This window comes from Streptomyces sp. NPDC031479 (assembly GCF_055581065.1).
This window is the reverse complement of record NZ_JBVIKC010000001.1, coordinates 114481-127351: the sequence shown is the minus strand read 5'-3', so window position 1 is coordinate 127351 and position 12871 is coordinate 114481. Positions and strand designations below refer to the sequence as shown.

10 protein-coding genes are annotated in these 12871 nt (G+C 69.3%); 5 read left to right on the top strand and 5 right to left on the bottom strand.

Annotated features, from left to right (window positions below):
- Positions 1 to 4 precede the first annotated feature (4 nt).
- Positions 5 to 1408, bottom strand: coding sequence for a YibE/F family protein (locus ACZ5D2_RS00620; RefSeq protein WP_371677610.1), 1404 nt, complete (start codon positions 1406 to 1408; stop codon positions 5 to 7).
- Positions 1409 to 1619: 211 nt separating this feature from the next.
- Between ACZ5D2_RS00620 and thiC the strand changes: the two genes are divergently transcribed.
- Positions 1620 to 3407 (top strand): phosphomethylpyrimidine synthase ThiC, encoded by a 1788-nt coding sequence (thiC, locus tag ACZ5D2_RS00615; protein WP_468926191.1) that lies wholly within the window; start codon positions 1620 to 1622, stop codon positions 3405 to 3407.
- Between the two features lie 175 nt (positions 3408 to 3582).
- A complete protein-coding gene (locus tag ACZ5D2_RS00610; RefSeq protein WP_371681214.1) occupies positions 3583 to 4632 on the top strand; it encodes an aldo/keto reductase in 1050 nt (349 codons plus the stop codon).
- A gap of 105 nt (positions 4633 to 4737) precedes the next feature.
- Here the strand turns inward: ACZ5D2_RS00610 and ACZ5D2_RS00605 are convergent, their stop codons facing one another.
- The 3 genes from ACZ5D2_RS00605 to ACZ5D2_RS00595 form a co-directional block, all read right to left on the bottom strand.
- Positions 4738 to 5550 carry a hypothetical protein gene (locus tag ACZ5D2_RS00605; protein WP_468926188.1) on the bottom strand — a complete coding sequence of 271 codons (813 nt, stop codon included), beginning with the start codon at positions 5548 to 5550 and terminating at the stop codon, positions 4738 to 4740.
- 148 nt (positions 5551 to 5698) lie between these two features.
- Positions 5699 to 6955 carry a metallophosphoesterase gene (locus ACZ5D2_RS00600; protein ID WP_371681213.1) on the bottom strand — a complete coding sequence of 419 codons (1257 nt, stop codon included), beginning with the start codon at positions 6953 to 6955 and terminating at the stop codon, positions 5699 to 5701.
- Positions 6956 to 7170: 215 nt separating this feature from the next.
- The gene (locus tag ACZ5D2_RS00595) at positions 7171 to 8286 is read right to left on the bottom strand and encodes a LacI family DNA-binding transcriptional regulator (RefSeq protein ID WP_371677608.1); all 1116 of its coding nucleotides are present in this window, start codon (positions 8284 to 8286) and stop codon (positions 7171 to 7173) included.
- A 362-nt stretch (positions 8287 to 8648) separates the two neighbouring features.
- Between ACZ5D2_RS00595 and hisC the strand changes: the two genes are divergently transcribed.
- Positions 8649 to 9731, top strand: a complete 1083-nt coding sequence (gene hisC, locus ACZ5D2_RS00590) for a histidinol-phosphate transaminase (protein ID WP_371677607.1) — start codon at positions 8649 to 8651, stop codon at positions 9729 to 9731.
- 42 nt (positions 9732 to 9773) lie between these two features.
- On the opposite strand, the gene ACZ5D2_RS00585 is transcribed toward hisC, so the two are convergent.
- Positions 9774 to 10142 carry a cyclophilin-like fold protein gene (locus ACZ5D2_RS00585; RefSeq protein ID WP_371677606.1) on the bottom strand — a complete coding sequence of 123 codons (369 nt, stop codon included), beginning with the start codon at positions 10140 to 10142 and terminating at the stop codon, positions 9774 to 9776.
- Between the two features lie 188 nt (positions 10143 to 10330).
- On the opposite strand from ACZ5D2_RS00585, the gene ACZ5D2_RS00580 reads away from it, so the two are divergent.
- Positions 10331 to 11836 carry a cytochrome ubiquinol oxidase subunit I gene (locus ACZ5D2_RS00580; RefSeq protein WP_468926183.1) on the top strand — a complete coding sequence of 502 codons (1506 nt, stop codon included), beginning with the start codon at positions 10331 to 10333 and terminating at the stop codon, positions 11834 to 11836.
- 18 nt (positions 11837 to 11854) lie between these two features.
- Positions 11855 to 12856, top strand: a complete 1002-nt coding sequence (cydB, locus tag ACZ5D2_RS00575) for a cytochrome d ubiquinol oxidase subunit II (RefSeq protein ID WP_371677604.1) — start codon at positions 11855 to 11857, stop codon at positions 12854 to 12856.
- The last annotated feature ends 15 nt before the right edge of the window (positions 12857 to 12871 follow it).

The window sequence follows — 12871 nt, the reverse complement described above, 5'->3', positions numbered from 1 at the left end:
CCCCTCAGCGCTTGCGCCGACGGCCCCGGCCACCGCGCGCGGGCTGCGGTACCGCGGCGGCGGCCGGCGAGCCCGTCCGGTCGGCGGAAACCACCAGGGCGGCGAGCGCGGTGGTGACGGGGACGGAGGCCACGAGCCCGATGGAGCCCACGAGGGTGCGGATGATCTCCTCCGCGACCAACTCGCTGTTGGCCACCGACCCCATGCTGCTGTTCGCGATCGAGAACAGCAGCAGCAGGGGCAGCGCGGCGCCCGCGTAGGCCAGCACCAGGGTGTTGACGACCGAGGCGATGTGGTCGCGGCCGATCCGGATGGCCGCCCGGTACAGGCCGCGCGGTCCCATTCCCGGGTCGGCCTGATGGAGTTCCCAGACCGCCGAGGTCTGCGTCACGGTGACGTCGTCGAGGACGCCGAGCGAGCCGATGATCACGCCCGCGAGGAGCAAACCGCTCATGTCGATGTGCGGGTAGAGGCCGTGGATCAGCCCGGTGTTGTCGTCCGTGTTGCCGCTCAGGAAGGCCCAGTCGATGAAGAGCGAGCCCAGCAGCCCGATCAGCAGCAGCGAGACGAGGGTGCCGAGGACGGCGACCGAGGTCCTGGCCGTCAGGCCGTGGCACATGTAGAGGGCGATCAGCATGATCGCGCTGGCTCCGATGACGGCGACGAGCAGGGGGTTCGAGCCCTGGAGGATCGCCGGCAGGATGAACAGCGTCAGGATCGCGAAGCTCACCACCAGGGCGACGAGCGCGAACACCCCGCGCATCCGCCCGACCACCACGACCGCGAGCGCGAAGATCCCGGCCAGCAGGGCCAGGGGCAGCTTGCGGTTCACGTCGACGACGGAGTACTGGAGGTCCCGCGGCGCGTCGGGGGCGTACGCGACCACCACCTCCTGGCCCTTCTCCAACTGCCGTGGGGCGCCGGGCTGGACGATCTCGAAGAACGCCCGGCCCTTGTCCGGTCCGCCGGCGACCTCGACCGTCGCCTTCTTGCACTCCCCGGTCTGCGCGGCCTGCGCCTCACGGCCCTCCGGGGTGGAGGTGTCGCCGGTGGGCGGCACCTGGGAGGCGTTCACTGATTTGCAGTCAACCTTTGCCAAGGCGACGACCGTGCCCTGTTGGGTCTGGCGGTCGAAGCCCACGCCGGTGCGCTGGTGGGCGGGGGCCCCGCCCGGCCAGAGCACGGCCATGCCGACGAAGACGGCTGCGGCGAAAGGGATCAGCACGGCGGCGATCACCTTGCGCAGGTGCTTGGAGACCGGGGCCGCCGGCCCGTGGCCATGGCTGTGGCCGTGGCCGCCGTGCCCGCTGTGGGAGGCACCGGTCGCATGTCCGTGGGACGCGTGATCGTGACCGGTGTGGCCGTGGGGGTCCGTGGGCGTGGTGGGGGGCTGCGGCAAGGACGTCACCGGCAGATCATCGCAAGAGATGAGGGGGCCCACTGTTCAGCACGCCACAGATGACGCTAGCGTGGGGGCTACTTTGCACAACGCGGGAGCTCGGAGCACCGGGCTGAGAGGGCGCTGATCACCGTACGCGCATGAAAATGCGTACGGGAAGAGGCTGCGTCGACCGCCGAACCTGTTACCGGGTAATGCCGGCGTAGGGAGATCAGGTCTCATGACCATTCAGGACGCACGCACGCCTGCCGTCAGCCAGGACGCCGACGGCCAGACCGAGCGCCAGCCCGGCTGGCACAAGGGATACCTGGCGGGCTCCCGCCCGGACATCCGGGTGCCGGTCCGCCAGGTCCACCTCACCAACGGCAAGGACGTCACGCTCTACGACACGTCCGGTCCGTACACCGACCCGCAGATCGAGACCGACGTGCGCCGGGGCCTGCCGCCCCTGCGCGAAAACTGGATCATCGGCCGCGGCGACACCGAGGAGTACGCGGGACGTCCCGTGCGCCCCGAGGACGACGGCATCAAGCACACCTCGCCGCGCGGCGGACTCAAGAACCTCGACGCCGTCTTCCCGGGTCGGCCCCGCCAGCCCCGCCGCGGCCGTGGCGGCGCCGCCGTCACCCAGCTCGCGTACGCCCGCCGGGGCGAGATCACCCCGGAGATGGAGTACGTCGCGATCCGCGAGAACGTCTCCCCCGAGGTCGTCCGCGAGGAGATCGCCGCAGGTCGCGCGGTGCTTCCGGCCAACGTGAACCACCCGGAGACCGAGCCGATGATCATCGGCAAGCGGTTCCTGGTGAAGGTCAACGCCAACATCGGCAATTCCGCGGTCACCTCCTCCATCGAGGAGGAGGTCGACAAGATGACCTGGGCGACCAAGTGGGGCGCCGACACGGTCATGGACCTCTCGACCGGCCGCAACATCCACACCACGCGCGAGTGGGTCCTGCGCAACTCCCCCGTCCCGATCGGGACCGTGCCGCTCTACCAGGCGCTGGAGAAGGTCGACGGCCGTGCCGAGGACCTGACCTGGGAGATCTACAAGGACACGGTCATCGAGCAGGCCGAGCAGGGCGTCGACTACATGACGGTCCACGCCGGCGTGCTGCTGCCCTACGTGCCCCTGACCGCCCGTCGCAAGACGGGCATCGTCTCGCGCGGTGGCTCGATCATGGCCGCGTGGTGCCTGGCGCACCACAAGGAGAACTTCCTCTACACGAACTTCGAGGAGCTCTGCGAGATCCTCGCAGCCTACGACGTCACCTACTCGCTCGGTGACGGCCTGCGCCCCGGCTCCATCGCGGACGCCAACGACGCGGCGCAGTTCGCCGAGTTGAAGACGCTGGGCGAGCTGAACACGATCGCCAAGCGGCACAACGTGCAGACCATGATCGAGGGCCCGGGCCACGTCCCGATGCACAAGATCAAGGAGAACATCGACCTCCAGCAGGAGATCTGCGAGGAGGCGCCGTTCTACACGCTCGGCCCCCTGACCACGGACGTCGCGCCCGCGTACGACCACATCACCTCGGGCATCGGCGCCGCGATGATCGCCTGGTGGGGCACCGCGATGCTCTGCTACGTCACGCCCAAGGAGCACCTGGGCCTGCCGAACCGGGACGACGTGAAGACCGGCGTGATCACCTACAAGATCGCCGCTCACGCCGCCGACCTGGCCAAGGGCCACCCGGGCGCCCAGGAATGGGACGACGCCCTGTCGGACGCGCGGTTCGAGTTCCGCTGGGAGGACCAGTTCAACCTGGCCCTCGACCCGGACACGGCCCGCGAGTTCCATGACGAGACCCTTCCGGCCGAGCCCGCGAAGACCGCGCACTTCTGCTCCATGTGCGGTCCGAAGTTCTGTTCGATGAAGATCTCTCAGGACATCCGCCGCGAGCACGGCGGTGACCTGAAGGCCGAGGAGATCCAGGCGGGCATGGCGGAGAAGTCCGCCGAGTTCGCCGCCTCCGGCAACCGGGTCTACCTCCCCCTGGCGGACTGACCCGGGGCACCCCGGACACGGACGGACCCGCGACCCATGGGGGGAGTCGCGGGCCCGTCCCGCCCCGGTCCGGCGGGGCCGGGAGCGGGGGTGTCCCGAAAGCCGGCTGCGGTTGACCGGTGGAATGGTCTTGCCCTGGAGTGGGCTCCAGCTCCTAGAGTGCGGCCGCATGACCATGCGATACCGAAACTTGGGCGGGACCGGCATCGAGGTGAGTGCGCACTGCCTCGGAACGATGATGTTCGGGGCAGTGGGGAACCCCGATCACGAGGAGTGCGGCCGGATCATCCATGCCGCGCTCGACCTGGGCGTCAACTTCGTCGACACCGCGGACATGTACTCCGCCGGAGAGTCCGAAGTGATCGTCGGCAAGGCGCTCAAGGGGCGGCGCGACGACGTCGTCCTGGCCACGAAGGTCCACTTCCAGATGGGAGAGGGACGCAATCGCAGCGGCAATTCACGGCGCTGGATCGTCCGGGCCGTGGAGGACAGCCTGCGGAGGCTGGACACCGACTGGATCGACCTCTACCAGGTGCACCGCCCGGACCACACGACCGATGTCGAGGAGACGCTGTCCGTCCTCGGTGACCTCGTCACGGCGGGGAAGATCCGCTCCTTCGGGTGCTCGACCTTTCCGGCTGAGGAACTGGTCGAGGCCCATCACGTCGCCGAGCGGCGGGCGCTGCAGCGCTTCCGGACCGAGCAGCCGCCGTACTCGATCCTGGCGAGGGGGATCGAGGCCGACGTCCTGCCGGTCGCCCGGCGCTACGGGATGGGCGTGCTGACCTGGAGTCCGCTGGCCTCGGGCTTCCTGAGCGGGAAGCAACGGCTCGGCCGGCCCGTCGACCTGACCTCGGGGCGGGCGGCGCTGAATCCTGCGCGCTTCGATCCGGCGATCCCCGTCAACGTCGCCAAGCTGGAGGCCGTGGAACAGCTCGTCGCGCTGGCCGAGGAGATCGGCTGCACCCTGCCGGAGCTGGCGGTCGCCTTCCCCGTCGCGCACCCGGCGGTCACCTCGGTGATCATCGGACCGCGGACCATGGAGCAGATGGAGTCCCTGGTGAAGGGGGCCGGTCTGGTGCTCGACGACGCGGTGCTGGACCGGATCGACGAGATCGTCGCACCGGGCGTGAACCTCTACCACCCGGACGGTGTCTGGCGCGCGCCGGCCCTGACGGACGTTTCTCAGCGGCGACGGACGCTGCACGACCGGGCCGCGGCGTAGCCGGGCGCGTCCGCCATCGGACACCCGTTGCCGGGCGCCGGGTACCCGGCGCCCGGAGCGTGGTTTCACGTGAAACATCAGCCGGTGCGGTTCCCCGGGGCCGGTCTACTCCGGCTCGTGCTCCGGGCCGCCGAAGTCGGGGCTGGTGAAGTCCGGCGGGGTGTAGCCGGGCCGGGGGCCCTGTGAGCGAGGTCCCGGGCTGGTGAAGTCGGGCCGGGTGTATCCCAGGTTGGGGATGCGCCCGGCCCCCGGCGTGCGGGGTACGGGGTAGCCGGTCCCGGCACTGGGGTCGGCGAGCGCGTCGCGCAGGAACGGCATGATGCCCCGCTCCAGCAGAGCGTTGCGCCAGGCCTCGCGGGCCCGGGAGAGCTCGTCGGGTATCGGAACGGCCTCCTCGGCCGCCACCTCCGTCGAGCTGTTGCGTATCGCCGTCACGAGGAGCCCGATCACCGCGAAGAGCAGGGCGGCCACGGTCAGCCCACCGAAGAGCCAGCCTGCCGTCAACATCGTCCTGGCGAAGGCCGGTTCGGGGTCGATCATCTTCAGGCTGTAGCCCACCAGCAGGAAGATCAGCATGGCGGTGCCCGCCAGGACGGGCGCGAGGACGGCGATCACGGCGCTCGCACCGGCCCCGTCCTCCTGGCCGGAGTCGTCCTCGACGCTGCTCACGGAGGCGGTCAGGGCCTCTCCGCGCAGTTCCTCGCGGACCTTGACGTAGTGGTCGTACTCGGCGGCGGCAGCCGCGGTGAGCAGTGCGCTGGCACTCAGCGCCATCGTGCGCAACTGTTCGGCGTTCAGCCGTTCGCCGAGGGTGGCGAGTTCGGGCCGTTCGTCCGCCGTGCGCAGCGCCTCGTCGAGGAGCCGGTCGAACTCGGGTCGGTCTTCGGTCAGCAGGTGCGGAGCGCTGGTCATGTGCATCCCCCTGTGCTCCGTACAAGCCGGTATGCCCGCGTAGACCCGGGCGCCGGCACAAACGGAGGAGAGCCTGCTACGGATAGAGCGATGGTAGAGCGCCCCTGCCACGCGGTGACAGGGGCTTTGCTGAATTACCCCGCTCCGAGAACGCTCAGTCGCGCAGAGGTAGTTGAACGACGAGCAGCTTGCCCTCCATGGTCACGCCGCCGTCCATCGCGATGGCCAGGCCGTCCGCGTAGACGTGCGGGCCGTCGACGGCCTCCGGTCCGTGGGACTCGTCGCCGTCCTCGGTGCCCACCTCCCCGAGCAGGTAGGGGATCGGGCTGTGGCCGTGGACGACGCGTCCGCCGCCGTAGGTGCCGAGGAGTTCCCGTACGGCTCCGGGGCCGGTCTCCTCGTCGCGGAAGGCGAAGCGCTTGGTGAACTTCCTGAAGAGGTCCCACGTGATGTCCGCGTCATGGCGGTTGAGCAGCTCGTGGATGGTGTCGTTGACGTCCTCGATGGAGTCGCCGTAGTCGAGGTAGGCGGTGGTGTCGGAGTGCAGCAGCAGGTGTCCGTCCGCCAGGGTGGCCGCGTCGAGCCGGGACATCCACTGCAGGTGCACGTCCTCCAGCCGGTCCATGTCGGTGCGCTGGCCGCCGTTGAGGAGCCAGGCGGCCTGGAAGGTGGCGGTGCCCGCGCCGGACTGGATCGGGGTGTCGCCGAACCGCTTGGCGCCGATGAGCAGGAGTTCGTGATTGCCCATCAGGGCCTTGCAGTAGCCGCCGGCGGCGGCGGCCTCGGCGGACAGCCGCATGACGAGGTCGATGACGCCGATGCCGTCGGGGCCGCGGTCGGTGAAGTCGCCGAGGAACCAGAGCCGGGCGTTCCCGGCGGACCAGTGGTGGTCGGCGTCGATCAGGTCCTGGGCCCGCAGTTCCGTGACGAGCTCGTCGAGGTAGCCGTGTACGTCGCCGACGACGTACAGGGGACCGGGACCGGCGGCCGGGGCGTCCTGGGGGACGTAGTGGACCTGGACGGTGTCACCGGGCCCGCCGGAGACGGCGCCTCGCCCGATGACGGGCAGGTCGCGCCGGGTGGGCGTGTAGCCGTCGTCGGCGGCGTCCGCGTCGGGGAACTCCGCGTGGGCGGAGGGCCGCTGGTGCGGGACGGTCTCCGTCTCGGGGTAGGCGACGGGGCCGACCGCCGGGGGCCCCGCGGGCTCCGGCGGGTACCCCGGCCGCTGGTCCGCGGGTGCGCCTTCGGCGTAGTACGCGGGGTACTCGCCGTAGACCGGGCTTTCGCCGGGAAGTACGGCGGACACGGCGTACGGTGCGGGTTCGGAGACCGGCACCCGGAAGTCCCGCAGCGTGTCCGTCCGCATCGCGGGTCCCTGACCGGCCCCCTGAGTCATCGACCCCTCCACCACCGTCGCGCTGCCGTACACCTGCGGACCCTCCTGCCTCCTGGGCGGAGGGTCCGTGATGTCGTGCGCCCATCATAGGAATGCGGCTCGCGCTCTGTGACGCACCAGGGGTGGTGAATCCTGTCCGGAGCCGATCCTTCCTGCTGTTTTCTCCCGATATGGGTGTTGCTGAATCCTCGGCGGGGCCGTCGGCTCCGTCATGGGGGTGGGTGTGGCGGTCAGTCCTGGGCCGGCGAGCGGGGTGGGCTGACGGTGGTCCGGGGTGTCCTGCGCTGCGAGGAGGTGCGGATGATCAGCTCGGTCGGGACGACCTGTTCCACGGGGCGTCCGGTGCCGACCCCCTCGATCGCGTCGATCAGCAGCTGCACGACGGCGGTGCCGATCCGGCGGGGTTTGAGGGAGAGGGTCGTGATGGGCGGTTCGGTGTTGGCGTAGACGGTCGATTCGCTGCAGCACACGAGGAGCAGGTCCTCGGGCACGCGCAGGCCGTAGCGCCGGGCGGCGGCGAGCAGGTCGGTGCCGTTGGGGTCGAACAGCCCGTAGACGGCGTCGGGCCGGTCGGGCCGGGCGAGCAGGCGGTCGGCGGCTACGGCGCCGGCGCACGGGTCGTGGGCGGGGTAGGACTCGTAGACGGGATCCTGGCCGACGCGTTCGCACCAGTTCAGGTAGGCGGTCGTGGAGAGCCGGGTGTAGGTGTCGGTGGTGGTGCCGGTCAGCAGCCCGATGCGGCGGGCGCCGGCGGCGGCGAGGTGGTCGAGCAGGCCCAGGACGGCGGCCTCGTGGTCGTTGTCGACCCAGGCGGTGACGGGGAGGGTGCCTGCCGGGCGGCCGTCGGAGACCACGGGAAGCCCCTGGCGGACCAGCTCGCTGACGACCGGATCGTGGTCGGAGGGGTCGATCACGACGGTTCCGTCGAGGGCCACGTTGGACCAGACGTCGTGTCGTGAGGTGGCGGGGAGGATGACGAGGGCGTAGCCACGGGCCAGCGCGGCGGAGGTGGCGGCCCGTGCCATCTCGGCGAAGTACGCGAATTCGGTGAAGGTGAAAGGTTCATCCCCGTACGTGGTCACGGTCAGGCCGATGAGGCCGGACTTGCCGGTACGGAGGGTTCGGGCCGCCGCGGAGGGGCGGTAGCCCAGCCGGTCGGCGACCTCGCGGACGTGGCGGCGGGTGGCGTCCGGCAGCCGCCCCTTGCCATTGAGCGCGTCGGAGACGGTTGTGATGGAGACGCCCGCCGCGGCGGCCACGTCTCGGATGCCGGCCCGGCCCTGTCGGCCGCCGACGCGCCGGGTGCTCTCGGTCCGGCTCACCTGATGCTTCCCTGCTGCTGTCATGGCGAGCCGATATTAGGGCTCTGAGGGGTGGGCGGTCCGGGTGCATATGCACGCGTTGACAGGCACGTTTCTGCATGATTCGCCACCCTCAATGACCTTGGAATTGAAGGTTTTTGGTGGCTCAAGGTGATGGTGGGGCTTGTCGGCGGGTAGGAGCATGCCAAAACGGAGCCGCTTCCGGCCGCTCTCAACTCACCTGCACGAGGGACGCGCGCCACGGCGCGGGCCACCGGCGCGCGCATATATGCGCGCGCTCCCCCAGTGTTCCTGGCGCCCGCCATTCTCGGATCGGCGGAATCCTCATAAGGTGAGCAGTATTGAGTCGACGGAGAGGTCGGCGGGACGGTCGAGGAGGACCTGCGGTGAGCGAGAAGAGCCCGAAGCTGCGCGCCGAGCTGGACGGCATTCCCACCTACAAGCCCGGCAAGCCCGCGGCCGGGGGCGGGGCCGTCGCGTTCAAGCTGTCCTCGAACGAGAACCCGTACCCGCCCCTGCCGGGGGTGCTGGAGAGTGCGGTCGCCGCCGCGGGCCGGTTCAACCGCTACCCCGACATGGCGTGCACCGGTCTGGTGAACGAGCTGGCGGAGCGCTTCGGGGTGCCGGTCGAGCACATCGCCACGGGCACCGGCTCCGTGGGCGTGGCCCAGTCGCTGATCCAGTCGACGGCCGGCCCGGGCGACGAGGTCATCTACGCCTGGCGGTCCTTCGAGGCGTACCCGATCATCACGCAGATCTCGGGCGCGACGTCCGTACAGGTCCCGCTGACCGACGGCGATGTGCACGACCTGGACGCGATGGCCGCGGCGATCACCGACCGGACCCGGCTTATTTTCGTCTGCAACCCCAACAACCCCACCGGTACCGCGGTGCGCCGTGCCGAGCTGGAGCGGTTCCTGGACCGGGTTCCCTCGGACATCCTGGTGGTGCTGGACGAGGCGTACCGCGAGTTCGTGCGCGACACCGATGTTCCGGACGGCATCGAGCTCTACCGCGACCGCCCCAATGTCGCCGTACTGCGCACGTTCTCCAAGGCGTACGGCCTCGCCGGCCTGCGCGTCGGCTTCGCGGTGGCGCACGAGCCGGTGGCCGCCGCGCTGCGCAAGACCGCGGTGCCCTTCGGCGTGAGCCAGCTCGCGCAGGACGCGGCCGTGGCCTCGCTGCGGGCGGAGGACGAGCTGATGGGCCGGGTCGGTTCGCTGGTGGGCGAGCGGGCGCGGGTTCACGCCACGCTGCTGGCCCAGGGCTGGACGGTCGTCCCGGACACGCAGGCCAACTTCGTGTGGATGCGGCTGGGTGAGCGGACGGCCGAGTTCGCGGCGGCCTGCGAGAAGGCCGGTGTGGTGGTCCGGCCCTTCGCGGGCGAGGGCCTGCGGGTCACGATCGGTGAGACCGAGGCGAACGACCTCTTCCTGCACACGGCGGCGGCGTTCTTCAAGGAGCTGTAGGGAACGGCGGGAGTGGTGGGGGACCGCGGGGAGCCGGGGTCCTCAGACCAGTTCCACGCGGACGGGGTCGCCCTCGCGGACGGTGGCCAGGAGGCGGGGGTCGCCGTCGAACGAGCCGAGCACGTTGCAGGGGCTCGCCAGGCGGCTCTCGCCTCCGCGCGATATGGGCGTGGGGCCGTAGGGGAGCGCGAGTGCGTCGCCCTCGGTCCAGAACGCGACCGTGCCGGGCTCGACGACCTGCCGGGCGTCGTCCTCCAGGGCCACGGAGACCCCGGTGTCGAAGTAGACCTCTTCGCCCCAGATGTTCGCGGAGGCGGAGATCGGGAGGGCCGAGGCCAGCGCCTTGCTGGTCGGGGTGTCGTCGAGGGTGGCGATGAGCAGGCCCGCAGGCCATGAGATCCGAATCTGCATGGCCACATTCAACAATCTGTTGAATTTTCTGGCTAGGGGGACCCCGGCTGAAAGCCGTCGAAACAGGTGCGCCATAATGCTTGTGAATGTGAACGCGTTCACAAGCGTGTCCTGCTTCCTCCTGTTATGGGGGAATCCGCCAGGCAGACTGCCCGCTGTGACCACGGCGACGACAAGGAGAAGACGACGTGGACCTAGCTTTGGCGCCTGAGACATTGGCGCGCTGGCAGTTCGGCATCACCACCGTCTACCACTTCCTCTTCGTTCCGCTCACGATCTCGCTGGCTGCGCTGACCGCCGGCCTGCAGACCGCCTGGGTGCGCACGGAGAAGGAGAAGTACCTCAGGGCCACGAAGTTCTGGGGCAAGCTTTTCTTGATCAATATCGCGATGGGTGTCGTCACCGGCATCGTCCAGGAGTTCCAGTTCGGGATGAACTGGTCCGACTACTCGCGATTCGTCGGCGACATCTTCGGCGCGCCGCTGGCCTTCGAGGCGCTGATCGCCTTCTTCTTCGAGTCGACCTTCATCGGCTTGTGGATCTTCGGCTGGGACAAGCTGCCGAAGAAGATCCACCTCGCCTGCATCTGGATGGTCTCGCTCGGCACCGTGCTCTCCGCGTACTTCATCCTGGCGGCGAATTCCTGGATGCAGCACCCGGTCGGCTACCGGATCAACGAGGAGCGGGGACGGGCGGAGCTCACGGACTTCTGGCAGGTCCTCACGCAGAACACCGCGCTCACCCAGTTCTTCCACACCATCACGGCCGCCTTCCTGGTCGGGGGCGCGTTCATGGTGGGCATCGCCGCCTTCCACCTCGCGCGCAAGAAGCACATCCCCGCGATGCGCAGCTCGCTGCGGCTGGGCCTGGTCGTCATGATCATCGCCGGTCTCGGCACCGCCATCAGCGGTGACCTGCTCGGCAAGGTCATGTTCAAGCAGCAGCCCATGAAGATGGCCGCGGCCGAGGCCCTCTGGGACGGCGAGGCGCCCGCCCCCTTCTCCGTATTCGCCTACGGCGACGTCGAGAAGGGCCACAACAAGGTGGCCATCGAAATCCCGGGTCTGCTGTCCTTCCTCGCCAACGACGACTTCACCTCCTTCGTCCCCGGCATCAACGACATCAACAAGGCCGAGCAGGAGAAGTACGGCCCCGGCGACTACCGGCCCAACATCCCCGTCGCCTACTGGTCCTTCCGCTGGATGATCGGCTTCGGCATGGCCTCCCTCGGGATCGGCATGCTGGGGCTGTGGCTGACCCGCAAGCGCTTCCTGCTGCCGCAGGCCCTGCGCACCGGTGAGGACGAGGTCCCCCATCTCGTCCTCTTCAAGAAGGCGCTCAGCCCCCGGTGGGCACGGATGTACTGGCTCGTCGCGCTCTGGACCATGTGCTTCCCGCTCATCGCCAACTCCTGGGGATGGATCTTCACCGAGATGGGCCGCCAGCCGTGGGTGGTCTACGGCGTCCTGCGCACGCGGGACGCGGTCTCGCCGGGCGTTTCCCAGGGCGAGGTGCTCACTTCGATGATCGGCTTCACCCTGCTCTACGCCGTGCTCGCGGTGATCGAGGTCAGGCTGCTCGTGAAGTACGTCAAGGCCGGTCCCCCGGAACTCACCGAGGACGACCTCAACCCGCCCACCAGGATCGGCGGGGACGACAAGAACCCCGACCGGCCGATGGCCTTCTCGTACTGAGGCTGAGGAGACCACACCATGGAACTTCACGACGTCTGGTTCGTACTGATCGCCGTCCTGTGGACCGGCTACTTCTTCCTGGAGGGCTTCGACTTCGGAATCGGAGTCCTGACCAAACTGCTCGCCCGCGACCGCAAGGAGCGGCGGGTCCTGATCAACACGATCGGACCCGTCTGGGACGGCAACGAGGTCTGGCTGCTCACGGCGGCCGGCGCCACCTTCGCCGCCTTCCCGGAGTGGTACGCCACCCTCTTCTCCGGCTTCTACCTGCCCATGTTGCTCATCCTGATCTGCCTCATCGTCCGGGGCGTCTCCTTCGAGTACCGCCACAAGCGGCCCGAGGAAAGGTGGCAGACCAACTGGGAACACGCGATCTTCTGGACCTCGTTGATCCTGGCGTTCCTGTGGGGCGTGATCTTCGCCAACATGGTGCGCGGAGTCAAGATCGACCAGGACATGGAGTACGTCGGCAGCCTCTTCGACCTGTTCAACGTCTACTCGATCCTCGGCGGCCTGGTCACCCTCGCCCTCTTCACCTTCCACGGGGCGGTCTTCGCCTCGCTGAAGACGCTCGGGGACATCCGGGAGCGCTCGCGCGCACTGGCGACCCGGCTGGGCGTGGTGGCGGCGGTGCTGGCCCTCGCCTTCCTGATCTGGACCCAGGTCTCGCGTGGTGACGGCTGGAGCCTGATCGCCATGGCCGTCGCCGTGGTGGCGCTGGTCGCGGCCCTCGGCTGCAACCTGGCCGGCCGGGAGGGCTGGTCGTTCGCCTTCTCGGGGATCACCATCGCGGCGGCCGTCGCGATGCTCTTCCTGACGCTGTTCCCGAACGTCATGCCGTCCTCGCTGAACGATGCCTGGAACCTCACGGTCACCAACGCCTCGGCCACCCCGTACACGCTGAAGATCATGACCTGGCTCGCGGGCGTCGCCACCCCGCTCGTCATGCTCTACCAGGGCTGGACCTACTGGGTGTTCCGCAAGCGCATCGGTACGCAGCACATCGCCGACGCGCACTGACCCCGCGCCCGGTCC

Coding starts and splice junctions, on each gene's coding strand:
- thiC (WP_468926191.1), top strand. CDS start 1,620: ATGACCATTCAGGACGCACGCACGCCTGCCGTCAGCCAGGACGCCGAC.
- ACZ5D2_RS00610 (WP_371681214.1), top strand. CDS start 3,583: ATGCGATACCGAAACTTGGGCGGGACCGGCATCGAGGTGAGTGCGCAC.
- ACZ5D2_RS00605 (WP_468926188.1), bottom strand. CDS start 5,550: ATGCACATGACCAGCGCTCCGCACCTGCTGACCGAAGACCGACCCGAG.
- ACZ5D2_RS00595 (WP_371677608.1), bottom strand. CDS start 8,286: ATGACAGCAGCAGGGAAGCATCAGGTGAGCCGGACCGAGAGCACCCGG.
- ACZ5D2_RS00585 (WP_371677606.1), bottom strand. CDS start 10,142: ATGCAGATTCGGATCTCATGGCCTGCGGGCCTGCTCATCGCCACCCTC.
- cydB (WP_371677604.1), top strand. CDS start 11,855: ATGGAACTTCACGACGTCTGGTTCGTACTGATCGCCGTCCTGTGGACC.